Origin of the sequence: Streptomyces sp. NPDC020489, assembly GCF_044386545.1 — a bacterium.
Classification (GTDB): Bacteria; Actinomycetota; Actinomycetes; order Streptomycetales; family Streptomycetaceae; genus Streptomyces.
Genome location: NZ_JBIRUZ010000007.1, coordinates 144,179 through 166,417, shown reverse-complemented (window position 1 = coordinate 166,417; position 22,239 = coordinate 144,179). Strand labels below are relative to the sequence as shown.

The 22,239-nt window shown below is 72.5% G+C and carries 17 protein-coding genes and 1 pseudogene; 6 read left to right on the top strand and 12 right to left on the bottom strand.

Features of this window, described 5'->3' with window-relative positions; genetic code table 11:
* Nucleotides 1-83: 83 nt before the first annotated feature.
* Nucleotides 84-1,733, top strand: coding sequence for an alpha-amylase family glycosyl hydrolase (locus ACH41F_RS20485; protein WP_391233272.1), 1,650 nt, complete (start codon nt 84-86; stop codon nt 1,731-1,733).
* On the opposite strand, the gene ACH41F_RS20480 is transcribed toward ACH41F_RS20485, so the two are convergent.
* Nucleotides 1,734-2,447 (bottom strand): DUF4142 domain-containing protein, encoded by a 714-nt coding sequence (locus ACH41F_RS20480; protein WP_391233660.1) that lies wholly within the window; start codon nt 2,445-2,447, stop codon nt 1,734-1,736.
* A 240-nt stretch (nt 2,448-2,687) separates the two neighbouring features.
* Here ACH41F_RS20480 and ACH41F_RS20475 point away from each other — a divergent pair, with 240 nt between their 5' ends.
* Nucleotides 2,688-3,458: a carboxypeptidase regulatory-like domain-containing protein gene (locus ACH41F_RS20475; protein WP_391233270.1), complete on the top strand. Its 771-nt coding sequence runs from the start codon at nt 2,688-2,690 to the stop codon at nt 3,456-3,458.
* A 184-nt stretch (nt 3,459-3,642) separates the two neighbouring features.
* On the opposite strand, the gene ACH41F_RS20470 is transcribed toward ACH41F_RS20475, so the two are convergent.
* Together ACH41F_RS20470 and ACH41F_RS20465 are read right to left on the bottom strand one after the other, a co-directional pair.
* Nucleotides 3,643-7,044, bottom strand: coding sequence for an AAA family ATPase (locus tag ACH41F_RS20470; protein ID WP_391233268.1), 3,402 nt, complete (start codon nt 7,042-7,044; stop codon nt 3,643-3,645).
* A gap of 401 nt (nt 7,045-7,445) precedes the next feature.
* A complete protein-coding gene (locus ACH41F_RS20465) occupies nt 7,446-7,889 on the bottom strand; it encodes a hypothetical protein (protein ID WP_391233266.1) in 444 nt (147 codons plus the stop codon).
* A 151-nt stretch (nt 7,890-8,040) separates the two neighbouring features.
* Between ACH41F_RS20465 and ACH41F_RS20460 the strand changes: the two genes are divergently transcribed.
* Complete coding sequence (locus tag ACH41F_RS20460) at nt 8,041-8,526, top strand: hypothetical protein (protein WP_391233264.1); 486 nt, start codon at nt 8,041-8,043, stop codon at nt 8,524-8,526.
* 260 nt (nt 8,527-8,786) lie between these two features.
* Here ACH41F_RS20460 and ACH41F_RS20455 read toward each other — a convergent pair whose 3' ends face one another.
* Nucleotides 8,787-9,152, bottom strand: a complete 366-nt coding sequence (locus ACH41F_RS20455) for a DUF6479 family protein (RefSeq protein WP_391233262.1) — start codon at nt 9,150-9,152, stop codon at nt 8,787-8,789.
* 359 nt (nt 9,153-9,511) lie between these two features.
* Between ACH41F_RS20455 and ACH41F_RS20450 the strand changes: the two genes are divergently transcribed.
* Nucleotides 9,512-10,564 carry an NAD-dependent epimerase/dehydratase family protein gene (locus ACH41F_RS20450; RefSeq protein WP_391233260.1) on the top strand — a complete coding sequence of 351 codons (1,053 nt, stop codon included), beginning with the start codon at nt 9,512-9,514 and terminating at the stop codon, nt 10,562-10,564.
* A gap of 28 nt (nt 10,565-10,592) precedes the next feature.
* Here the strand turns inward: ACH41F_RS20450 and ACH41F_RS20445 are convergent, their stop codons facing one another.
* Complete coding sequence (locus tag ACH41F_RS20445; protein ID WP_391233258.1) at nt 10,593-10,973, bottom strand: luciferase family protein; 381 nt, start codon at nt 10,971-10,973, stop codon at nt 10,593-10,595.
* A 267-nt stretch (nt 10,974-11,240) separates the two neighbouring features.
* Here ACH41F_RS20445 and ACH41F_RS20440 point away from each other — a divergent pair, with 267 nt between their 5' ends.
* Entirely contained in the window at nt 11,241-12,932 is a 1,692-nt protein-coding gene (locus tag ACH41F_RS20440) for a lysyl oxidase family protein (RefSeq protein ID WP_391233256.1), read from the top strand.
* Between the two features lie 209 nt (nt 12,933-13,141).
* Nucleotides 13,142-14,278, top strand: a complete 1,137-nt coding sequence (locus ACH41F_RS20435; RefSeq protein WP_391233254.1) for a substrate-binding domain-containing protein — start codon at nt 13,142-13,144, stop codon at nt 14,276-14,278.
* A gap of 6 nt (nt 14,279-14,284) precedes the next feature.
* Here ACH41F_RS20435 and fxsT read toward each other — a convergent pair whose 3' ends face one another.
* From fxsT to ACH41F_RS20400, 7 genes and pseudogenes are all read right to left on the bottom strand, one after another.
* On the bottom strand, nt 14,285-17,944 hold the full coding sequence (gene fxsT / locus ACH41F_RS20430; RefSeq protein WP_398836845.1) for an FxSxx-COOH system tetratricopeptide repeat protein: 3,660 nt from the start codon (nt 17,942-17,944) through the stop codon (nt 14,285-14,287).
* A complete protein-coding gene (locus ACH41F_RS20425; protein ID WP_391233250.1) occupies nt 17,944-18,528 on the bottom strand; it encodes a TIR domain-containing protein in 585 nt (194 codons plus the stop codon). Before ACH41F_RS20425 ends, fxsT begins: the two co-directional genes overlap by 1 nt.
* A gap of 3 nt (nt 18,529-18,531) precedes the next feature.
* Nucleotides 18,532-18,768, bottom strand: coding sequence for a DUF397 domain-containing protein (locus ACH41F_RS20420; protein WP_398836843.1), 237 nt, complete (start codon nt 18,766-18,768; stop codon nt 18,532-18,534).
* A pseudogene (locus ACH41F_RS20415) lies at nt 18,765-19,409 on the bottom strand (DUF5753 domain-containing protein); the annotation flags it as partial. The gene ACH41F_RS20420 and the pseudogene ACH41F_RS20415, both read right to left, overlap by 4 nt.
* A gap of 99 nt (nt 19,410-19,508) precedes the next feature.
* Nucleotides 19,509-19,853: an antibiotic biosynthesis monooxygenase family protein gene (locus tag ACH41F_RS20410; protein WP_398836841.1), complete on the bottom strand. Its 345-nt coding sequence runs from the start codon at nt 19,851-19,853 to the stop codon at nt 19,509-19,511.
* Nucleotides 19,854-19,874: 21 nt separating this feature from the next.
* A complete protein-coding gene (locus ACH41F_RS20405; protein ID WP_391233242.1) occupies nt 19,875-20,177 on the bottom strand; it encodes a DUF6355 family natural product biosynthesis protein in 303 nt (100 codons plus the stop codon).
* A 257-nt stretch (nt 20,178-20,434) separates the two neighbouring features.
* Nucleotides 20,435-22,039 (bottom strand): alpha/beta hydrolase, encoded by a 1,605-nt coding sequence (locus tag ACH41F_RS20400; protein WP_398836839.1) that lies wholly within the window; start codon nt 22,037-22,039, stop codon nt 20,435-20,437.
* Between the last annotated feature and the right edge of the window lie 200 nt (nt 22,040-22,239).

Sequence of the window (22,239 nt, the reverse complement as noted above, 5' to 3'; positions counted from 1 at the left end):
TGTGGGGGTTCGTCCGCCCCCAGGTGTGGACAGATTCCTCTTTGTTCGTCTTTGCGGCACGCACACAGCACTCTGGAGACCGTGTGACCCCCGACCTCTCGTCCAAGGACCCGAACTGGTGGCGACAGGCCGTCATCTACCAGGTCTATCCCCGCAGCTTCGCCGACGCCGACGGTGACGGACTGGGGGACCTGCGCGGCGTCACCGAACGCCTCACCCACCTCGCCGGCCTCGGCGTCGACGCCCTGTGGCTGAGCCCCTTCTACCCCTCCGAACTGGCCGACGGCGGCTACGACGTCGCCGACTACCGCGACGTCGACCCGCGTCTGGGCACCCTCGGCGACTTCGACGCGCTGGTCGCCGAGGCCCACCGGCTGGGCCTGAAGGTCATCGTCGACCTGGTGCCCAACCACAGCTCGCACCGGCACGCCTGGTTCCAGGAGGCGCTCGCCGCCGGACCCGGCTCCGCCGCCCGCGCCCGGTACGTCTTCCGCGACGGACGCGGCGCGCACGGCGAACTCCCGCCCACCGACTGGCAGTCCGTGTTCGGCGGCAGCGCCTGGACGCGGGTGGCCGACGGCCAGTGGTACCTGCACCTGTTCACCCCCCAGCAGCCCGACTTCGACTGGCGCCACGAGGAGGTCCGCGCCGACTTCCGCACCACCCTGCGCTTCTGGTCCGACCGGGGCGTGGACGGCTTCCGCGTCGACGTCGCCCACGCGCTCGCCAAGGACCTCGACGAGCCGCTGCGCGACCTCGGCGCCCCCGAGCTCAGCGGCGAGGAGGGCCTGACCCGGCTCCCGCCCGGCACCCACCCCTTCTTCGACCGCGACGAGGTGCACGAGATCTACCGCGACTGGCGGAAGGTCTTCGACTCCTACCGCCCGCCCCGCATGGCGGTCGCCGAGGCCTGGGTGCCCGGCGCCGACCGGCGCGCCCGCTACGCCCGCCCCGAGGAGCTCGGACAGGCCTTCAACTTCGCCTATCTGCTGGCCGGCTGGCACGCCGAGGAACTCCGTGAGGTCATCACCGACTCCCTCGCCGGCGCCCACGCGGCCGGCGCCTCCGCCACCTGGGTGCTCTCCAACCACGACGTCGTACGCCACACCTCCCGCCTCATGCTGCCGCCGGGCACCGACGAGAACGCCTGGCTGCTGTCCGGCGGCCACGCACCGGCCGTCGACACCGCGGCGGGGCTGCGGCGCGCGCGGGCCGCGACCCTGCTCATGCTGGCGCTGCCCGGGTCCTCGTACCTCTACCAGGGCGAGGAACTCGGGCTGCCCGAGGTCGCCGACCTGCCCGTCGAGGTGCTCCAGGACCCGATCTGGGAGCAGACGGGACGCGTCCGCAAGGGCCGCGACGGCTGCCGGGTGCCGCTGCCGTGGACCCGCACCGGACCGTCGTACGGCTTCGGCGCGGGCGGTTCCTGGCTGCCGCAGCCGGAGAGCTTCGCGCGGTACGCCGTCGAGGCCCAGGACGGTCAGGAGGGCTCGACCCTGGAGCTGTACCGGGCGGCCCTGAAGCTGCGCCGCAAGCTGCTCGCGGGCGAGGAGCTGACCTGGGCGGACGGCGGCCCGGCCGGGGTGCTGGACTTCACCCGGCACGACGGCTGGCGGTGCGTCACCAACCTCACGGACACGCCGGTTCCGCTCCCCGAGGGCGAGGTGCTGATCGCCAGCGGACCGCTGGAGGGCGGGCTGCTGGGAGCGGACACGACCGTCTGGCTGGCCTGACTAGCCGACCGCCGGGCTGGGGCTCGCGCCCGCCGCGGGGGTCTGTGCCTCGCCGGGGATCGCGATCGGCGTGGACGTCGGGTTCGCCGGCGGGGAGAGGACGACCATGGGCTCGCCGGGCTGGGGGACCGGCGGGGTCAGGTCGGAGTTGGGCAGCTTCGGCGGGGTGGTCTGCTGGAAGAGGGCCTGGTCGAAGTTGACGTAGCCGGTCTTCTCCATGACCGTGATGTGGTCCAGGACCGTGTTGTTGGCCATGTCCGCCAGCGAGCGCACCAGCGAGTTCTTGGTGGTGGAGCGGATCTTGGCGATCGTGTTGAAGATCGACCCGTGGGTCGTGCGCAGGATGTTGGCGAAGGTCGCGTCGAACTGCCTGCCGGGGCTGGAGTCGATCTGGTTCACGAAGGCGACCTGCTGCGGGCTCGCCACGTTCGGCAGCGTGATGTTGAGCATCGGGGCGACCTTGCGGCAGGCGGCGTCGAGGGCCGCGTGGCCGTCGATGAGGTGCCGGCCGGCCTCCTTGACCTCGGGGGTCGTGCCCTTCTGCAACGCGATCTTGCCCAGGGGGTACTCCCACAGCCCGGCCGCTCTCACCTTGACCACGAAGTCCCGGTCCTGCTCGGTGAGCGGGCCCCACTGGGTCTGGGCGATCACGCGGTCCTGCGCGCTGGACACCTTGTCGAGGCCGAGCATCGCTGGGTAGGCGAGCGCGACCATGGTCAGGCTGAGCGCACCGCCCACGAAGAGCGTTCCCGTGGCGTTCCGCGAAAAGCGCACCGTGGCTCCTGTCCGGTCGGGGTCGTTCCGGACCTGTAGTACGGACGGCGAGCCGCGGTTGTTCATGATGCGTGGGTCACGTCCAGGTCACCGGGCCCCACGTCACCGCGCGGGGCGCCACGCGACCCGTACGGCGGCACAGCGCGGGCCCCCGTTCCGACGCCCCGTCAGAATCGGGGCATGATCCGGAAGACAGTCGCCCTGGGTGTCGCCGTACTCGGCCTGCTGGCGTCGGCCGGGACGCCCGCCGCGGCGGCCGACGCCGCCGAGCTCTGGGCCGCCGCGACCATCGCCCCCGCCCGGCAGGGCCTCGTCGAGGTCACCGGATACACCGGCCCCGCCCTGGGCGAGGGTTCACGGCTGACCCTCACCGCACCCCGGGGCGCCAGGATCACCGAGGCCCCCCTCGACGCCCCCGGACACCGCGGCACGGTCGACGCCGACGGCGACAGCGCCACCTACACCAACACGGGCCCCGCCGACGGGGAGACCTGGCGGGAGGGGACCTTCCCGTTCGTCCTGGACGTCGCGCCCGACGCGGTGCCCGGCACCCGGCTGACCGGCTGCACGGCACGGCTCACGGACGCGCGCGGCACCCGCGCGGCCCACGGCACCTGCACGGTCACCGTGGGCCTGCCCGAACCGACGCTGACCCGGCCCGAGCCGCGCCTACCGCCGGCCGCGCGGCCGGAGATCGCCGGGACCGCGTACCCGGGCGCGCAGGTGACCGTGCGGCACGCGCACGTCGGGGACGGCGGGGTGACCGGACAGGGCCCGGAGCCGGGTGCCGAGGTGTGCGCTGCGACCGCCCGTGCCGACGGCGCCTGGTCCTGTCAGCCTGCGCTCGCGCTGCCCGGGGGCCCGGGGCGCCTTCAGGCGACGGCTTCCCTCAACGGGGTGAGCGCGGTGAGTGAGCAGAGGTTCGTCGCGGTGGGGGCTGCCGGACGCTGATCGGTCACGCCGGGCGTCGAGGTGTGCGCCGCGACCGCCCGTGCCGACGGCGCCTGGTCGTGTCTGCCCGCGTTCGCGCTGCCCGGCGGCCCGGGGCGCCTTCAGGCGACGGCCTCCCTCAACGGGGTGAGCGCGGTGAGTGAGCAGAGGTTCGTCGCGGTGGGGGCTGCCGGACGCTGATCGGTCACGCCGGGTGGGCGTGGGCGACCCGGCGCAGCACCGTCGGGTAGGGCAAAGTCGTGGCGAGTTCACGGGCCCGGGCCGCGCACCGGCCGGCCTCCTCGGTGCGGCCGAGGACCGCCAGTGCCGTCGCCTGCGCGGTGCGGGCCTCGCACTCGGTCACCGCCTCACCGGCGCCGGCGGCCCGTACGGCCTCCTGCGCGGCGAGCCCGGCGGCGCGGGCCGGGTCACCGGCCGTCAGATGGGCCCAGGCGGCGATGACGGGGACACCGGTGCCCGAGACACCGGTCAGCAGCGCGAGCGCCCGGTCGGGCCGGACCTCGCGCAGCGCCAACTCGGCCTGTGCGGTGCGCACTTCGTACTCGGCCTGGTGGTCGGGGCGGCGGGCCAGGCAGTCGGTCGCGCGGGACAGCAGCTCCTGCGGGCCGGGCAGGACGGAGCGGGGTCCGCCGCGCAGCTGGACGCGGGCGAGGGCGGCGAGGGCGTACGGCAGGGTGGGCCCCGGGCGGGCCTCCGCCTCGGTGACGGCGTCGGCGGCGAGGGCGGCGGCCTCCTCGACCTCACCGAGGAGCAGGTGCACCTCGGCCAGGTTGGCCTTCTCGAACGCCGTCGCCTCCAGGTCGCCGCTGCGGTCGGCGAGGTCCAGGGCGCGGCGGCCGGTGGCCACGGCCTCGTGCAGGCGGCCGGAGCGGCGGGCGTGCTCGCGCAGGACGGACAGGACCCCGGCCAGTAGGCGGGGGTCGCCGTGGGCCTCGGCGTGCGGGAGCGCGGCGTCGGCCGCCGCCCGGGCCTCGGGGAGGCGGCCGGTGAGCGCGAGGGTGGTGGACCGCTGGGCGAGGGCGCGGGCGAGCAGCCCGGCGTCGGCCGGGTCCACCGGCGCGGCGCCCAGGGCACGCTCCGCCTCCCGGGCCGCCGCCAGGCACCGCTCGTAGTCGCCCGTCACGAAGCACAGGACGCCCCGGGCCAGGTGATGGGCGGCGCTCGTCCGCCCGGGGGTGGCGGGGTCCGGGCGGTGGGCGCGCAGCAGGGCCAGGCCCTCCGGTGCGGCGCCGGTCCTCGCCAGCGCCTCCGCCAACTGGGCCGCGGCCCCGACCTGTTCGTGCCGGTCGCCGTGGCGGCGCAGGTCGGCGAGGGCGTCGCGCAGGACCCGTACCGCGTCCTCGTGGCGGGCCATGCGGCGCAGCACGGCGGCGTGGTCGAGGCGGACCCGGGCGGCTTGGACGGCCACCGCGTCGAGGCGGGCGGTGAGTTGGCCGTAGTAGTGGTCGGCGCTGTCGTCGGCGCCCACCGCCGCGGCCCGGCGTGCCGCCCGGTGCAGGTGGTCCGCGGCGCGCGGGTCGTCGGCGCCGGTGAGGTGCGCGGCCACGGCGTCCACCGCGCCGGGCCGTCTGCGCAGCAGCAACTCGGCGTACGCGGCGTGCAGATGGCGGCGGCGGGCGGCCGACAGCCGTTCCCGGCACACCAGTTGGATCAGCGGATGCCGGAAGCCCAGCCCGGTCACGGTCCGCCCGTCCGCCGGCACCGCCCGCTCCTCCAGCACGGCGGCGGCGAGCGCGGCGTCGATGCCGTCGACGACGGCCCGCGGGGACAGGGGGTCCCGCGTGTCCGCGGTGGCTCCCGCGACCTCCCGCACCTCGTCCGGTGTCGCGACCCCGCCGCACGCCACCGCCACCACCTCGACGACCCGGCGCGCGGCCGGGCTCAGCCGGGACAGCCGGTCGGCGACCAGGAGGCGGACGCCCTCGGGCGGTGCGAGGTCCTCACAGGCGGCCGTCCCGGAGCTCGCCTTGGCCAGTTCCACGGCGAACAGGGGGTGGCCGAGGGAGAGTTCCCAGACGCGTTCCAGGGCCGGGGCGGCCGGACCGTCGATGCCGGCCGCCGCGTTCGCCGCCAGCGTCAGGCAGTCGGCGCGCTCCAGCCGGGACAGGCGCAGCCGGTGGGCCGCGCCCTGGCGGACGAGGGTGTCGAGGAGGGCGCGGCGCGGGTCGGGCTCGGGGAGGTCCTCGGGGCGGTAGGTCGCCAGGAAGCGCACCCCGGACGCCCCCGGGGCGCGGCGGGCCAGCCGGCTCAGCAGGTGCAGCGAGGCGGTGTCGGCGGTGTGGACGTCGTCCAGGACGACCAGCGCCCCGCCGGACGCCGCCGCCCCGGTCAGCAGGGCGCGCACGGCCGCGAAGATCCGCTCCCGCTCGTGGCCGGGACCGCCGTGGCGCCCCGGCACCGGACCGATCTGGCCCAGTGACGGCAGCAGCGCCGCCAGCTCGGGGTACTCCGCGCCCGCCCGGGCCCGCTCGGCCGCGGGGCGTCCGGCCAGCCAGCCCTCCAGGGCCTCCACGAACAGTCCGTACGGTGCCTGCCCGGCCGTGTCGTGCCCGGCGCCCCACAGCACGGCCGCCCCGTCCGCCGCCGCCCGCCGTGCCGCCTCGGCGGCCAGCCGGGTCTTGCCGATGCCCGCCTCGCCGCCGATCAGGGCGAGCGCGGGCCGGTCGGGGGCGAGGAGGCGTTCCAGTTCGGCCTGCCGGCCCACGAAGGGCGCGGCCGCGAGGGTGTCGACCACGACCGGCGGCGGTGTCGGTCCGGCCGGCGCGGGGCGGCGCGGGACCGTCGGGGCCGTGCCCAGGGCGGCGCGGTGCAGCGCCTCGGTCTCGGGGCCGGGCCGCACGCCCCACTCGGCGTCCAGCGCGCGTCGGCACTGGTGGTACTGGGCGAGCGCGCGGCGCCGCATGCCCTGGCGGAGGTAGGCGTCGATGAGGACCCGGTGGGCGCGTTCCTCGGCGGCGCTGTCGGCGAGGATCCGGCGGGCGGTGGCGGCGGCCCGTTCCGGCTCGCCGTCGCTCAGGTAGGACTCGGCGAGGGTGAGCCGTACGGAGTCGCGCAGCGCGTCGAGCCGCTCGCGCCGGGCCTCCACCCACGGGGTGTAGCGGTGCTCGGGGAGCAGTTCACCGGTGAACGTCTCCAGCGCGGCGGCCAGTTCCCCGGTGGCCCGGGTACGCAGGGCCCGTTCGGCGAGGGCTTCGGCCTCGTCGGCGTCGATCCACACCGTGTCGGGCGCCAGCCGGAGCAGCGCGCCCTCGCCGACGAGGTACGAGGACGGGGTGCGGGGGGCCAGCTCCGGTTCCAGGGCGCGGCGGGCGGCGTGCAGAGCGACCCGGAGACTGCCGAGGGCGGCGGGGGTGCCGGCCGTGTCCGGCCAGCACATCTCGATGATCTCCTCGCGGTGGCGGACCCGGCCGGGGGAGACGGCGAGCAGTTCGACGAGGCGGCGGGAGCTGGGGCGCGGCCAGCGGTCGGCCACGGAGGGTCCACCGTCACGTTCCGCGCGGAAGCCGCCGAGCAGGTACAGCCGCAGGACGGGCGGCGCCGACAGGCGCGCGGCACCGTGGGCGGGTCCTGCGTTTCCGCTGCTCATCAGGGCCGCACTCTAGCCCGGACCACCGTTTCGACCGGAATATGACTGGACAAATCACCGGAGGCCCCGCGGTGCTCCCCTGTCGAATCGACCTCATCGACCTCATCAGCCTCACGGGGCTCCCGGCGTGTATCCCTACCCCCCACAGGAGGGATACGGCGGCTCCCGTCCCGAGGGGTTTACACGGCCCTGCTCGTGGCCAATGTGTCGGAACAGGGCCGATGGAGCGACCTTAGGCAGCGGGCGTTACTGGCAAATTACTGAGGTTCCCGGTTCGGAATGCGGACATTCCGGTCCGCGACTCCCCGGATTCCGTGCGCCGCCGACCGGACGCGCTCGAGGGGAAGGCCGCGCGGGGTGGGGGGCGAGGCGGCGCGGGGTGGGGCGAGGCCGCGCGGGGTTCAGTAGCGCACGGCGCGGGCCACCTTCGCCTTCAGGGTGCCCGCGAGGTCCCGGTTGCTGCGGGCGGTCGCCTTCTTCGTGCCGCCCGCGGCCACGTCGGAGACGGTCACGGCGACCGTGTCGCGCAGGGTGCCGCCCTCGTCGGTGAAGTCGACCTGGACGAGGAACGACTTCCGCGCGTCGTCGGTGTTGCGCACGGTCACCGCCACCTCGGCCCGTCCGCCGGCACCAGCGGCGGGCGCGCCCACGCTCACGTCGCCCTTCGCGTCGATGCCGCCCTTGACGTCCTCGAACCTCCTGCCCACCTCGGCGGTCGCCTCCTGGGCCGCCGACGCGGCCTTGCTCACCACCGAACCGGGGCTGTCGTCGCCGGAGCAGCCGGTGAGCGCGGTGAGCGCGGCGGCCGTGACCACCGCCGCCAGGGTCGCGCGGTAGCCCGTCATGTCGCCTCCAGGGGTGCGGGTCCTCCCAGTGAAGATCCCCGGGCCCGCGACCGCACCCGGGCCGTCACCCGTTCGGCTCAGCCCCCGTGGTGACCGTCGGCGCCCCCGCCCATGGTCGAAGCATCACCGACCCGAGAAACGGGGTACGACCATGACGCAGCAGCAGCCGCACGCCACGCCCCCTGTGTGGGACAAGGACAAGGACCACGGGCAGACCACGCCCCCCACGCCGGCCGACATGCCGGCCGGCAGCGGGTTCGCGACCGGCGGGCTCGTCTTCGCCGGTGTCCTGATGCTGGTCAACGGAGTCCTCGCGGTCCTCCAGGGCATCTCCGCGCTCGCCAAGGACGACGTCTACGAGCGCGTCACCAACTACGTCTACGAGATGAACCTGACCGGCTGGGGCTGGACCATGCTGGTCCTCGGCGTGGTCCTCCTGGCCGTCGGCTACGGCGTCCTCAAGGGCGCCTGGTGGGCCCGGATGACCGGCATCTTCCTCGCCTCGGCGAGCATGGTGCTGCACTTCCTGTTCCTGCCCTACGCGCCGGTCTGGTCCATGATCATGGTCGCCGTCGACTTCTTCGTGATCTGGGCCCTGGCGACCGCGCCCACCCCCGCCCGCCGCGGCACCGCCTGACCAGGCACCCGAGGCCGGCCGCGACACCGCGGCCGGCCTCGCGGCGTGCCCGTCAGGCCCCGGCCTCGCGGCGTGCCCGTCCGGCACCGGTCGGCGGGACGGGTCGCGCCCGCGCCGTCAGGCTCGGCCCGCCGCCAGGCTCGGCCCACTGCCCGCGCCGTCAGGCTCAGCCCACCGCCAGGCTCGCGCCCGCGCCGTCAGGCTCGGCCCACTGCCCGCGCCGTCAGGCTCTGCCCGCCGTCAGGCTCGCGCCCACGCCGTCACGTGTGTCCCAGCCCGCCGCTGCCGAAGGATCCGCTGGACCCGGGATGCCACCGCCGGGGGCGCTGGTCCTCGCCGCGTCTGGTGTTCGCATGGCGGAGCTGGTACGGCATGAGCCGTTCCCGCCCCGCGAGCGGGATCTCGTCCGGCTCCCGCATCTCCCTGATCTCGCGGATCGCGCCGGTGCTGGGGAGGCTGGGCTGCTCGTCGGGGCGGGGCCGGGGCAGTTCCCGGTCCCGCACCCGCATGCCGAACTGCACGGCCCAGATCAGCGCACCGGAGATGACCGCGCCACCGATGAACGCGACGACCACGTTGAGCACGTCGCTCCCCGCGGCCGCCACTGCGAACGCTGCCGTATTCATAGTGCGATTATCGCCGAATTGCCCGGAAAAGTCAGTCTCGGACGGAAGGGCGGTCGCGCGAGGTGACCGCCCCACGGGGTGACAGCCACGCGGGGTGACGGTCAGGGGGCCGCGAGGGGTCACATCCACCACGGGGAGCATCCGCAGGGTGTGAACAACCCTGCGGCAACCCGCTCCCGGCCGGCGCCGACACAGAGGTGAAGTCCCACGACTGGACGCCGACCGGCCGGTGCTGTTTCCTCATGGAGGCCGGATCGGCGGCCCGGATCACGGAGTTCGACACATGGATGCTGCGTGACTTTCGGCGCCGTCCGAAGAGCCGCTACGGACTCTGACCTGTTCTGCGAAGAGGAGCACGGGTGGGCGAGGCGGAGAAGGCGCCGGTCCTGGTGACCGGCGGCAGCGGCTTCGTGGGCAGCCATCTGGTGAAGCGGCTGCTGGAACGCGGCTACCAGGTCCGCACCACGGTCCGCTCCACGGCGAACACGGCGAAGACCCGGCCCCTGTCGGCGATGCGGGAGCGATTCCCCGGCAGGCTCGACCTGTTCGAGGCGGACCTGCTCGTCGAGGGCTCCTTCGACGAGGCCGCGCGGGACTGCGGCACCGTCTTCCACGTCGCCTCCCCGTTCCTCGTACCGGAGAAGATCAAGGACGGCCGGCGGGACGTCGTCGAACCCGCCCTGCACGGCACCCGCAACGTCCTCGGCGCCATCGAGCGCACCCCGGCCGTCCGCCGCCTCGTCCTCACCTCCACCGTCGGCGCGATCTTCGGCGACTACGCCGACGTACGGGAGATGAAGGACGGCATCCTCTCCGAGGAGTACGTCAACACCACCAGCACGGTGGAGAACAACCCGTACCACTACGCCAAGACGGTCGCCGAGCAGGCCGCCTGGGAGGCGGCGAGGGCGCAGGACCGCTGGAGCATGGTCGCGCTCAACCCCGGGCTGATCCTCGGCCCGTCCCTCACCCCGGCCTCCGACTCCGGCAGCCTCTTCCTGCTGGAGGAGCTGTTCAAGGGCTACTTCTGCTACGGCGCCCCGGACTTCAGCTTCACCACCGTCGACGTCCGGGACGTCGCCGAGGCGCACATCGCGGCGGCGGAGAACCCGCACGCGCACGGCCGTTACATCCTCGCGGCGCCCACCATGACGTCCTTCCACGAGATGTCCCGCATCCTGCGCGCCCACCACCCCCGCGACCTGCGGCTGCCCCGCACCCGGCTGCCGCACTGGCCGGTCCGGGTCCTCGGCCCCGCCTTCGGGCTCACCCAGGACTACATCCGCAACCACCTCGGCATCCGCTTCGAGGTCGACAACAGCCGCAGCGTCCGCGAACTCGGCCTCACCTACCGCCCGGTCGAGGAGACCCTCCTGGACCACTACCGGGCATGGCGGGCAGCGGCGCGCTGACCCCGCCCGGCCCGGCGACGGGGGGCGGCTACGCCGGGACGTCCCGGGGCACGACGGTCACCCGGCGGAAGTTGCACCCGGCCGCCGGTACGCCGCGCTGCCCCTGATGGGCCTTGAGGGCCATGCTCGTCAGGCTCAGCAGCAGATCGACGTCCGTGTCGCAGTCCAGGTGGACGGTGACCCAGCGGGAGCCGGGCACGAGACGTATCGCGGTGGACCCCCGCAGGTCGCCCGCGAACCGCTCGATGGCGCTGCCGGTCAGGTGGAGGTCCACGTCCCGGTCGGAGTGGAAGTGCGCGATCTCGCCGTGGACGGTGCGCAGCGCCCGCCCGGTGCCGCAACTGGGGTGTCCGGTACGGAGATCGGGCCAGACGTGGAGGCGCTCGAAGGCGCGCTCGGCGAGAGTCATGTGTCCATCGTCGCCTGCTCACCCCGCCGCAACCAGAGGTTGAGCGAAAAGTAACCGGGGCGTGAGGTGCGCGCATGGGCGTCGGCCGTTCGGTTGTTTTCCTCCCCAACAGGCAACCCGGACACTGCCTTTACCACTCTCACAGGGTGCTCACAGGCCCGTCGAGGGGACACGTGGGGCGCGGTGGGGGTGCGTCCACACCGTCGGCCGGCCCGGGGGTTGTCCAGTCCGATGCCCCTGACCAGGGCACTCGCAGACGAGGAACCGATGACCAGTCAGAAACACCGCAGCCGTACCCGGTTGAGGAACTCCGCGCTCGCCGCGGGCGCCGCGCTCACCGTCGTCGCCACCGCGGCCGGAGCGGCTCCCGGCGCCGGGGCGGCACCCGCGGCCACGCCCGGCAAGCCCAAGCTCAAGCTGATCGCCGCGTCGAACCACGTGACGCTCGACCGGTACCAGGGGGAGCCCGGGGTCTACTTCGACCTCGGGACGTACGTGACCGTCGACAACGCGCCGCTGGAGTTCAAGGTGACGCGCAAGTCGTACAAGGACCCCGTGGTCGCCAAGCAGATCCTGCGCGACGGGACCCACACCACCACCAAGACCCTGCCCGCCGGGCTGGTGAAGGACTTCACGGGCCTGCCCGGCTTCCTTGAGGTGTCCGTCAAGAACGCGGCGGGCCAGGAGGTGTCGAAGACCAAGGGCACCTTCTGCCCGAACAACGCCTCCGGACGCCTGCGCCCGGACGCCCCGGCGACCTCGCACTATCCGGAGAGCTGCCCCACCAACCCCTTCACGCTCGGCTCGGTGTGGGGCGTGGAGAAGGGCTGGGCGTCCAACTCCAGCACCGTCGACTACGACAAGCCCGTCGACCTGCCGGCCGGTGAGTACACGGCCAAGGTGACGGTGGCGAAGAAGTACCGGGAGCTCCTCGGCATGCCGAACGAGCAGCGGACGATCAAGGTGACCGTCCGCGAGATCACCGACGGCGGCGGCGGTGGCGGCGGCGTGGGCATGACCCGTGGCATGAGCCACGGCGGACACGACGCGCACGGCGCGCACGCCGCCCACGGCGCGTCCCACCACTACGGCCCGCGCGGCGCCGACGAGCCCACGCCCGGCATGCTGTCGCACGCCCTGGAGGACCGCGGCCTGGCCCACCACCTGGGCGACGGCCGCGGCCACACCGACGGCTCCCGGATCGCGCCCGCGCTGAAGCCGGCGAGCAAGCGGCCCACCGGCCGGGCCGGTGCCCCGGCGGGCGTGCCCAAGCCCGACCTGCGCTCGCTGCCCGCCTGGGACATCGCCATCACCGACGGCGAGGACGGCGACGTGGCCGGCAAGGAGTACCTCGCCTTCAGCGCCAACGTCTGGAACGCGGGACCGGCGCCGCTCGTCGTCGACGGCTTCCGCAAGCCGGGCGCGGACCTGATGGACGCGTACCAGTACTTCTACGACGCCAAGGGCAAGCAGGTCGGCTACGCGCCGACCGGCACCATGGAGTGGGACCCGCGGATCGGCCACGAGCACTGGCACTTCACGGACTTCGCGAGCTACCGGCTGCTCGCCGCGGACCAGCACGAGATCGTCAAGAGCGGCAAGGAGGCGTTCTGCCTCGCCAACACCGACGCGATCGACTACACGGTGAAGAACGCGAACTTCCACCCGTACAACACCGACCTGTCGACCGCCTGCGGTCAGCAGAACTCCATCTCCGTCCGTGAGGTCCTGGACGTCGGCTCCGGCGACACCTACACCCAGTACCGCCCCGGCCAGTCCTTCGACATCACCGACCTGCCCAACGGCACCTACTACATCCAGGTCATCGCCAACCCGGAGAAGCGCCTCCAGGAGACCAACCTCAACAACAACGTCGCCCTCCGCAAGGTCATCCTCGGCGGCGAACCCGGCAAGCGCACGGTCAAGGTCCCCGCACACGACCTGATCAACACGCCGTAACCGAAAGCCGGTCACCTCTCCCTCCGCCGGCCGCGAGGGGCAGCGGAGGGGGAGGCCCCGGTGCGCGTGCCCGGCGCCGTAGGCGTCGAACCGGCAAATGTGAAACAAGGCGAGGTGCCTCGGGGAGATTCCGTACCGGGCTCCTGTGCGCGGTGTTCCCGCGAGACGCTCGGAACGCTCCGCCGCTCCACTGTTCGGAAGGCACGTAAGTGAACGTTCGTACCCCTCGCAGAGCCCCCGCACGCCGCACCGGCCTCGCCCTCACCGCCGCCTCCTCGGCCCTGCTGCTCACCTCCTGCGGTGTCGTCGACGCCGTCAGCGGCAGTGACAGCTCCGCGAGTCCGAGGAAGGGCGACGACATCACGGTGGGCCTGCTCCTGCCGGACAAGGACACCCGGCGCTTCGAGAAGTTCGACCACCCCCTCATCGAGGCGCGGGTCGCCGACCTCACCCACGGCAAGGGCACGGTCCGCTACGCCAACGCCCTGGCGAGCGCCGCACGGCAGAGCCGACAGTTCGAGCAGATGATCGAGGCCAAGGTGGACGTCGTCCTGGTGGACGCCGTGGACGCCAAGGCCATCGCCCCGCAGGTGCGGCAGGCCAAGGACGCGGGCATCCCCGTCATCGCCTACGACCGGCTCGCCCAGGGCCCGATCGACGCGTACATATCCCACGACAACGAACTCGTCGGCGAGGTGCAGGGCCGCTCCCTCCTGGAGGCGCTCGGCGGCCGGGCCGAGACCGACAAGATCGTCATGATGAACGGCTCGCCCGAGGACCCCAACACCGCCCGCTTCAAGGCCGGCGCGCTCGGTGTGCTCCAGCACCACGTAGTGATCGCCAAGTCCTACGACACCGAGGAGTGGAAGCCGGAGATCGCGGAGGCGAACATGGCCAAGGCGATCCAGGCGATCGGCCTGAATGACATCGCGGCGGTCTACTCGGCCAACGACGGCATGGCCGGCGCCGTCATCGACGCCCTCAAGAAGGCCGGCGCGAAGACCATCCCCCCGGTCACCGGCCAGGACGCGGACCTCGCCGCGGTCCAGCGGGTCCTCGCCGGCGAGCAGTACATGACCGTCTACAAGTCCTTCCTGGAAGAGGCGAACAACGCCGCCGAGATGGCGGTGGCCAAGGTCCAGGACCGCTCCATCGAGTTCGACGCCCTCACCCCCGACGCGGTCGACAGCCCCACCCAGAAGGACATCCCCTCCATGCTGGTCCCCGTGGTCGCCCTCACCAAGGACAACATCGAGGACACGGTGATCCGGGAGGGGGTCTACACGGTCAACGACATCTGCACGACCGCCTACGCGGCGGACTGCGCGGCGGCGGGGTTGAAATAGAGCGGGTCAGGCCGGGGGCGTGCCGGACGGCGGTGGGTCCTGGTCGGTGTCGGACGCGTCGTTGAGGACCTCGGCCGTGTGCCGGGTGTCGATGTGGTCCTCACCGAGCACGCGGCGTTGCCGGGCGAGGGTGTCCTCGGCAAGGGCGCGAGCCGATTCCGTCTCTCCCCGATCGTCCAGGTAGATGGCGAGGTTACTGGCGGTCAGCAGCGTGTCGGGGTGGTCCTCGCCCAGGACCCGGCGCTGTGCCTCGAAGGTGCGCTCGGCCAGTTCGTGGGCTTCCTCCGTCAGCCCCTGCTCGGCCAGGTAGATGGCGAGGTTGCCGGCGGAGTGCAGCGTGTCGGGGTGGTCCTCGCCCAGGACCCGGCGTTGCGCCTCGAGGGTGCGCTCGGCCAGCTCGCGGGCCTCTTCCGTCAGCCCCTGCTGGGACAGGCGGGTGGCGAGGTTCCCGGCGACGCGCAGGGTGAGGGGGTCGTTCTCGCCCAGCCGCTCCCGCCGCCGAGCCAGAAGGTCCTCTTCCAGTCGGACGGCCTCGGCGTAATCGCCGGTGGCCGCGTGGGCGCGGGCGAGGTAGGCGGCCGCGAACAGGGTGTCCTCGGCGTCGGCACCGAACTGCCGCGTCCACGTCCGGTGCAGATCCTCCAGCCGGGGCAGGGCCGTGCCGGTGTCATCGCGGTCCAACAAGTACCAGCAGGCCTCACACGCCGCGTACCGGGCGCGCTGCGTGGCGAGGTCCGCGGGGTCCAGGGCCAGGAGGTGGGGCAGCAGTTCGGTCCAGCGCGGCCAGGTGCGCGGATCGGCCGCCTCTCCGGGGTAGGCCGCGGCCAGCAGCGCGCCGACCAGCTCGATGGCCTCAGCGCGTTCCTCGGCGGTGAGCTGATCGCGCAGGACGGCTTGGGTCAGGCGGTGCACCTGGATGCTCCCGCCGGCGACTCGGGCGAGCCCGGACCGTTCGACCGCTGTGAGGATCCGCCGGAAGACGCGTGGGTCGGAGAGACGCCGTACCAGCTGTACGGCGTCACCGGTCTCTCCCGCGTCGACGCCGCCGGTGGCGCAGGCGTACAGAGGAAAGGGCTCTGGCGCCAGCAGGGCGCAGGCCAGCACCAGTTGGGCCGCTTGGAGGTCCTGCCGTTCCAGCAGGCTCAGGGTGTACACCAGTTGTGCGGACAGCGGGCCGTCGTAGTCGAAGGGGGTGCCGTCGCTGACCGCCGCGTCGGCGTGGTCCTCCAACTGCTGGAGATACTGCTCCGGAGTGAACAGATGCAGGGCCTCGGCCCCCTGTGCCAGCGCCAGCGGCAGATCGTCCAAGGCCGAGGCCAGCCGATCCGCGTCCCCCTCGTCCAGAGCCCGGTTGCGGGAGCGCAGCAGAGCCGTCGACGCCGTGCGGTCCAGGACGTCGACGTCGACCGGCGAGGCGATCTGGTGCCAGAGCGGGTCGCGGGAGGTGATCAGTACGTGCCCCTCACCGGGCGGCAGACGCCGAGCCAGTTCGGCCGGATCATCGGCGCCGTCGAAGACGAGCAGCCAGCCCGGCCGGGTGCGCACACCCTCGTGCAGAGTCCGCAGGGCCGCTTCCTCGGTCGCGCCGGAGTCGGCCCAGCCAGCGGCCACGGCGAGCGCCGCCAGCTGGGCGGGAACGGGCCGGGTGGCGTCCACCCACCACACCCACGCGTAGGCACCACTGAACCGGTACGCGTACTCGACGGCCAGCTGGGTCTTGCCCACCCCGACCCGTCCGGTGAGCGCCAGCACCGGCTCCGGCCGCCCCTCGGCGGTCAGCCGGGTACGGATCTCGGCCAGCAGGTCGTCCCGTCCGACGAAGTGGGCGGGGCGCGGGGGAACGTTCCACACCGGCGGACGGCTCCCCGGCAGCCGGGGAGCCCTCCTGACCGTGGCCGCCCGCGCGTCGCTCGCCACCCCGACCGGGCCGCCCACGGCCCGCAGCAACTCTGCCCGTGCCGTGTCGCCGTCCAGCCCGGACAGGTCGGTCTCCGGCAGCCTGCGCAGCGGGGCCGGCGCGGCGCTGCCGTCGATGCGCAGCGGGACGAGCCTCTCCCGCGCGCCCAGCATCACGTCCGCCCTCGCCGGGGTGAGACCGCGGCGCGTGAAGTACGCCTGGGAGAACAGGACCACGTCCCGGATCTGCCCCAACGGCCGCTCCAGGCGCGCGAAGAACTCGTCCTCCGTCTCCTCGCGCACGACGTCGGACCTGACCGTGTGCCCGACGTCCCGCAACTGCCAGGCCACCCACTCCGCCCACGCCCGGTCCGCACTCGCGTAGGAGAGGCACAGGACCTCGTCCGGGGACGGCACCGTGCTCAGCGCGCCGTCGTCCCGGATCCGCTCCTTGATCGCTCTCGCGACGACCGACAGGGTGGCCTCGGAAAGGATGTACGGCTGGATCGACTTGACGATGGGGGGCAGGTCGCGCAGGACGTCCCTGGGTGTGATCACGGGAAACAGGGCGCGGTCCGTCTGCTCCTCGAGGCTCTGCCGCAGGAAGTAGTTCAGCTCGGTCCGCTGGTGGGAACCGACGGTGTCCCGGGTGACCAGGATGAAGTGCCGGCACGTGTCGACGGCGGTGTGCGGGTCCTCGTCCGGCGAGAGCGAGGAGTAGCTGGTGATTCCCTCGTCCTCCAGCAGCCTGCTCAGCAGCGCCACGTCCTCGGCGGTGTTCGGCGCGCCGCAGAGGAACACGTCGAACCGGTAGTGCCCACCCCGCAGCCCCGTTCGGACGGCCGCGTCCACATACGCGTCCCGACTCTCCGTGAACAGCCGCACATCCCCCAGATTCCGCGCGATCAACGCGGCGATCGACGCGATGCTGTAGCTGACCAGCTGGGGGTTCCTGAAGTCCTCGGTCAGGACCGGGAGTTCCTCGCCGAAGGACCAGTACGCCGAGTAGGGGACCGTGCAGTGGTCCAGCACCCGCTCGAACGCGGCGCCCTCCGGCACCCAGGAGTCGTAGCTCGGCTTGAGTTCGGCCCGTAGCTTCTCCCGCCACTCCGAGGCCCGCTCGTACTCCTCGGTCATGTCGAACCGGCACAGCAGCGGCAACGACACCAGCCGCGACCGGTCGTACGGCAGACCGTTGCGCGCCTCGGCGGCCCGTGTCACCACGTCCAGCACGCCGTCGACGTTCTGCTGGTTCGCGGTGAACGCGTACGCCAGGATGTGCGGCAGCTGGGCCGTGCAGATGCCGCCCGAGTCCGAGATGCCGGTCCTGCTGTCGACGAGGACGACGTCGTACGACTCGATCCAGCGCTGTCGCCACTCCTCCAGCACGTCGCCGAAGGACCGCTCCGAGTACAGCGCGTCCCAGTCGATGCCCTGCACGTTCGGGATGTAGTCGCAGCCGACCCCGCCCGCGGCGATGAGGTCGAGCCCGGAGCCGTCCGGGAAGACGACCGGCGTGATGTGCCCGAGGGGATCGACGCGCCGCTCGTCGCGGACGCCGAGCACCATCTCCACCAGGCCGGTCTCGGGGCTGCGCAGGTGCGGACGGAAGTAGTAGTGCAGGCCGGGGGCCTCCAGGTCCCAGTCGACGCACAGGACCTTGTACCCCCACTGGGCCAGCAGCGTGGCGGTGTTGGAGAGCAGGAAGCTGCGTCCGACTCCGCCCTTGTAGGAGTAGAACGTCGCGATCCTGCCCTCGGGTTTGTCCATCACAGCCTCGGCAGACGGCTCTGGGGGCGTTCCAGGGCGGGAGGACGGTCGACGGGCCAGCCGGCCTGCCATTCCGGTGCGCGGTCGAGGATGGCGGCGATCTCCTCCGCGACCGTGCGCATTTCTTTCTGGAAATCCATGTAGAGGGGGGTGTCCCGGAACTGCTCGCGGTCATGGGCGTACTTGCTCAGGTCCCGGCACTGCTGGGTGTTCTTGGCGTCCGGGTGGAAGTGGTCGCCGTCCGCGAACCGGATCGGGTAGATGAGGGTCGGCGCCCGGCCGTTCGTCGCCGCCAGGGCCGCCTGGCGTTTGCGCATGCTCACCCACTCCGCCATGCACCACTCCGAGCGGAAGTACGGCGGTGACCAGATCGCCACCAGGCAACGGGCCTTCAGGAGCGCGTCCTCCAGGCGCTCGGGCCACGGTGTGCCCACGGGTATGTCGTAGTCGACGAAGACCCGGGGGTCGTCGGGCAGCACGTCCTCCAGCGACAGGGTGAGTTCACGCTGGAAGTGGTTGCGCACCCAGTCCTTCACGTGTCCCTTGTGGCTGTAACTGATGAACACGTCCCACTCGTAGTCCACCCGCTACCTCTGCGCGACGAAGGCAGCCCAAGCGCTCGGAGCAACGGTGAGCCGGGGACCGGAGGGGTTCTTGGAGTCCCGCACATGGACGGCGACACTCTCCGTCGCGACCTCGACGCAGTCGCCGCCCTCATCGCCGCTGTGGCTCGACTTGCGCCAGTCGTAGGCGACTTCGAGGCAGTTACCGCCTTCACTGCCGCTGTAGCTCGACTTGAACCACTGAAGCGCGGTGCCGCTCATTGCTCTCCTAGCAGACGGTCCAGCAGATCCCTCGTGTCCTCCGGGGTGAGGGCCTGTGACCGCAGCATGGCATATTTCTGGTTCAGGATCGCCACCTCGCCCTGATCCGCGATGAGTTGACTCCCGCGCTGGTTCTCCGCGTAGACGAGGCGCTGGTGTTCGGGGGTCTCCAGGAGGACGAACGGCCCGTCCAGTCCCGCGTGAGCGGTGCGGTCCAGCGGCAGGATCTGGAGCATGAGGCCCGGGAGTTCCGAGCACGCGCGCAGATGCCGCAACTGCCCCGCCCTCACCGACCGCCCTCCCAGCGGAGCGTGCACCACCGGCTCCCAGACCACGAAGCTGGTGATCGGCGCTCCCCTGCCGTGCAGGATCGACTGGCGCTCGACCCGGCCCGCCACCAGACGCGCGATCTCGTCCTCGTCGTACACCGGAACCCGGCTGCGGAACACCGCCTCCGCGTACGCGTCCGTCTGGAGCAGGCCTGGGAGCACCTGGTTCTGATACGACGAGATCGCGATCGCCTCGCGCTCCCGCTCCAGGAACTCCTCCGCCCACAGCGGCACCAGGTCCACCTCCGGCATGTGCCGGACCGCCTCGCCCAACGCCCCCTAGGTGTCGAGGAGTTCGTCGAACTCGCGGGCCCTCGCGCACCCGTACAAAGAAGGAGTACGGGTGCGCGCAGGGTTCCATGATGGGCACGGAGCGTGACGGCTGTCAGGTGAACGACCCGATGTCGCCCGTCAGTTGTCCTTGGGCCCCGCGGACTGCACCACCTCGAAGGACCACAGCGTCGCCCCCGTGGCGGCGGGCCTGGCCTGCTCCCCACCGCCCTGGCCGCCGCTGCCGCCCTGGCCGCCGGTGCCGTGCGAGGCCCCCATGTCGGCCCGCCACTTCTCGAAGTCCGCCTCGGACCTCCAGCGGGTGTAGACGAGGTAGGTGTCGGTGCCCTCCACGGGTCGCAGCAGCTCGAACCACTCGAACCCGTCCGAGTTCTCCACCGCACCGGCCCGGGAGGCGAACCGCTGCTCCAGGACCTCGCGCTGTTCCTCGGGGACGGTGAGTACGTTGATCTTCACGATGCTCATGCGGCCCATTGTTCAGGACGGTCAGCAGGTACGTCCGGTGTACCAGGCGCCGCTGATGTCCGAGGCCGTCCCGATCCAGGTGACGCCGGGGCCCAGACAGCGGATCGTGTTGGGGCCCCAGTCGTCGATCTCGACCTGGATGCGCGAGCCGTCGCTCGTGCAGTGGTTGTAGTAGGCGTTGCTGGAGGTCTCGTAGAAACCGCAGGGCTCCCTGAGCAGCGGGGCCTCGGGGGCGGGGGCGGCGGAGGCGGTGGCCGCCAGGGACGCCGTGACGGCGAGGGTCATGGCTCCGACCAGGGCGGGCAGGGAACGGCGCATGCGCATGGGACGACTCCTTCGTGAGCGAGAGGGACCGCGCACCGGCATGAGGACCGCGCGGTGCGCACGAGAAGCCTCGCGTCCCCGATCCCGGGGGGTCACGTGCGCTCACTCGACTGGTCGACCGAGTCCATCAGGTCGAGTGATCATGAAGGAATCGCAGGTCATACGTGCCGCAGGGGCGCCGACGCGGTGTACGGGGCGCACCCGGAGCGGGACGGCCGAGGCGCCGGCCCGGGGGACGGACCGGCGCCTCGGGAAGGTCACGCGACGGAACCGATCCGTTCCACGCGCTCGTTCACACCGTTGCGCAGCTCGCTCAGGGTCGTCCCGGGCGGCGCCACCTTGGGGGTGGAGGACGGCGGCTGGGTCTCGTCCGCGCAGGTCGTGCCGCGCTTGGGGACCTTCAGGTCGACGAGGTACGACGTCACCGCGTCCGTCGCGCACGCGCTGCGCCCGAAGGCGGTGTGGCCCTCGGCCTCGAACGTGAGCAGCCGGCCGTTGTCCAGCTCCCGCGACAGCGCCACCGCGTCCCGGTAGGGGGTGTCCGGGTCACCGGTGGTGCCGAGGACGAGGATCGGGGCGGAGTCGTCCGCGTGGAACGGGCCGCCGTAGCGGCTCACCTGCTCGCCCGGCCACTGGACGCAGGCGGTGGCGTGCTGGTGGTCGTAGGTCGGCGGGCCGTAGGCCATCGCGGGGCCGAGCAGCGGGGCGATCCGCGCGTTGGTGGTGACCTCGCGCTTCAGCCGGTCCAGGCTGCTCGGGTAGGCCTTGTCGACGCACTCGACGACCACGTTGGGGCCGAGGAAGTCGAAGCTCGCCGGGGACGGCGGCCGCAGCAGGAAGGAGGTGTTGTCACGCTGCTGGGCCTTGCGCAGGGCCTCGCCGAAGGCGGGCCAGATGACCTTGCCCTCGTTGATGTTGAACATCAGCCGGTAGACCAGGGTGTAGCCGTTGGCCTTGCCGCCGCTCGCCGTCACCACCGGGTTGGCGTCGAGGTCGGCCTTGAGCTTCTCGAAGGCCGCGCGCGGGTCGCCGTCGCCGAATCCGCAGGTGGCCTGGTCGGCGGCGCACCAGTCGAGGAAGCGGCCCATCGCGCCGTCCAGCGCGAGGTACTGGGTCCGGTCGTAGGCGTACGGCTTGTTCGCGTAGCGCTCGGGGTCGTACGCCCCGTCGAGGGCGAGGGCCCGCACCCGGTCCGGGAACAGGGACGCGTAGACCGTGCCGATGTAGGAGCCGAACGAGCGGCCGTAGTAGGTCAGTTGCTCCTCGCCCAGGGCCTGCCGCAGCAGGTCGATGTCCCGGGCGACGTACTCCGTGCCCACGTACGGCAGCAGGTCGCCGGAGTTGTCCACGCAGGCCTGGTCGAACTGGGCGGCCTGGCGTACGGCGGCGTCGTAGGCGCCCGGTCCGGGCGCGCCCTTGGCGGCGGTGACGGCGGCCGTGTAGGTGGGGTCGTCGAAGCACTGGACCTGCCGGCTGCGGCCGACGCCCCGGACGTCGTAACCGAAGACGTCGAAGGAGTCGCGCATCGCGGCGGGCAGGTCGGCGTAGTTGTTGCGGACGAAGTCCACGCCGGAGTTGCCGGGGCCGCCGGGCTGGAGGAACAGGGTGCCCTTGCGCGCGGCCTGGTCGGTGGCCTTCTTGCGGATGACGGCGAGGGTGAGGGTGGCGCCGTCCGGCTGGCGGTAGTCGAGCGGCACGGCCGCGTTGGCGCACTCGAAGCCGCCCTGGCAGTCGGCCCAGTCGAGAGTCGGTACCGGCGGTGCGGCCGGGGCGGGCGCGGCCTGGACGGCCCCGGCCCCGGTGCCGGCTATGACGAAGGCGAGGGCCGCCGCCGCGACGGCTCTCAAGGAAGGTCTGATCACTGGGTGTCCCCCTGTGGCTGTTGTGACATCAACAACTCACTCGGAAAGCAGTGTTGGAGGTTGCATGACAGCCGAAAGTTTTTTTTGAGTTCTTCTATGTGAACCGAAATCAGGTGACGAACTATTGACGCGTTCAGGTCCACGCCCCTAACTTCCGGTGGAGAAAGCGCTTTCCCTGTTCATCCCACCCCCCACACGCG

Coding starts and splice junctions, on each gene's coding strand:
- fxsT (WP_398836845.1), bottom strand. CDS start 17,944: ATGGACAAACCCGAGGGCAGGATCGCGACGTTCTACTCCTACAAGGGC.
- ACH41F_RS20455 (WP_391233262.1), bottom strand. CDS start 9,152: ATGAATACGGCAGCGTTCGCAGTGGCGGCCGCGGGGAGCGACGTGCTC.
- ACH41F_RS20410 (WP_398836841.1), bottom strand. CDS start 19,853: ATGAGCATCGTGAAGATCAACGTACTCACCGTCCCCGAGGAACAGCGC.
- ACH41F_RS20420 (WP_398836843.1), bottom strand. CDS start 18,768: ATGAGCGGCACCGCGCTTCAGTGGTTCAAGTCGAGCTACAGCGGCAGT.
- ACH41F_RS20480 (WP_391233660.1), bottom strand. CDS start 2,447: ATGGTCGCGCTCGCCTACCCAGCGATGCTCGGCCTCGACAAGGTGTCC.
- ACH41F_RS20405 (WP_391233242.1), bottom strand. CDS start 20,177: ATGCGCATGCGCCGTTCCCTGCCCGCCCTGGTCGGAGCCATGACCCTC.
- ACH41F_RS20440 (WP_391233256.1), top strand. CDS start 11,241: ATGACCAGTCAGAAACACCGCAGCCGTACCCGGTTGAGGAACTCCGCG.
- ACH41F_RS20470 (WP_391233268.1), bottom strand. CDS start 7,044: ATGAGCAGCGGAAACGCAGGACCCGCCCACGGTGCCGCGCGCCTGTCG.
- ACH41F_RS20475 (WP_391233270.1), top strand. CDS start 2,688: ATGATCCGGAAGACAGTCGCCCTGGGTGTCGCCGTACTCGGCCTGCTG.
- ACH41F_RS20460 (WP_391233264.1), top strand. CDS start 8,041: ATGACGCAGCAGCAGCCGCACGCCACGCCCCCTGTGTGGGACAAGGAC.
- ACH41F_RS20465 (WP_391233266.1), bottom strand. CDS start 7,889: ATGACGGGCTACCGCGCGACCCTGGCGGCGGTGGTCACGGCCGCCGCG.
- ACH41F_RS20445 (WP_391233258.1), bottom strand. CDS start 10,973: ATGACTCTCGCCGAGCGCGCCTTCGAGCGCCTCCACGTCTGGCCCGAT.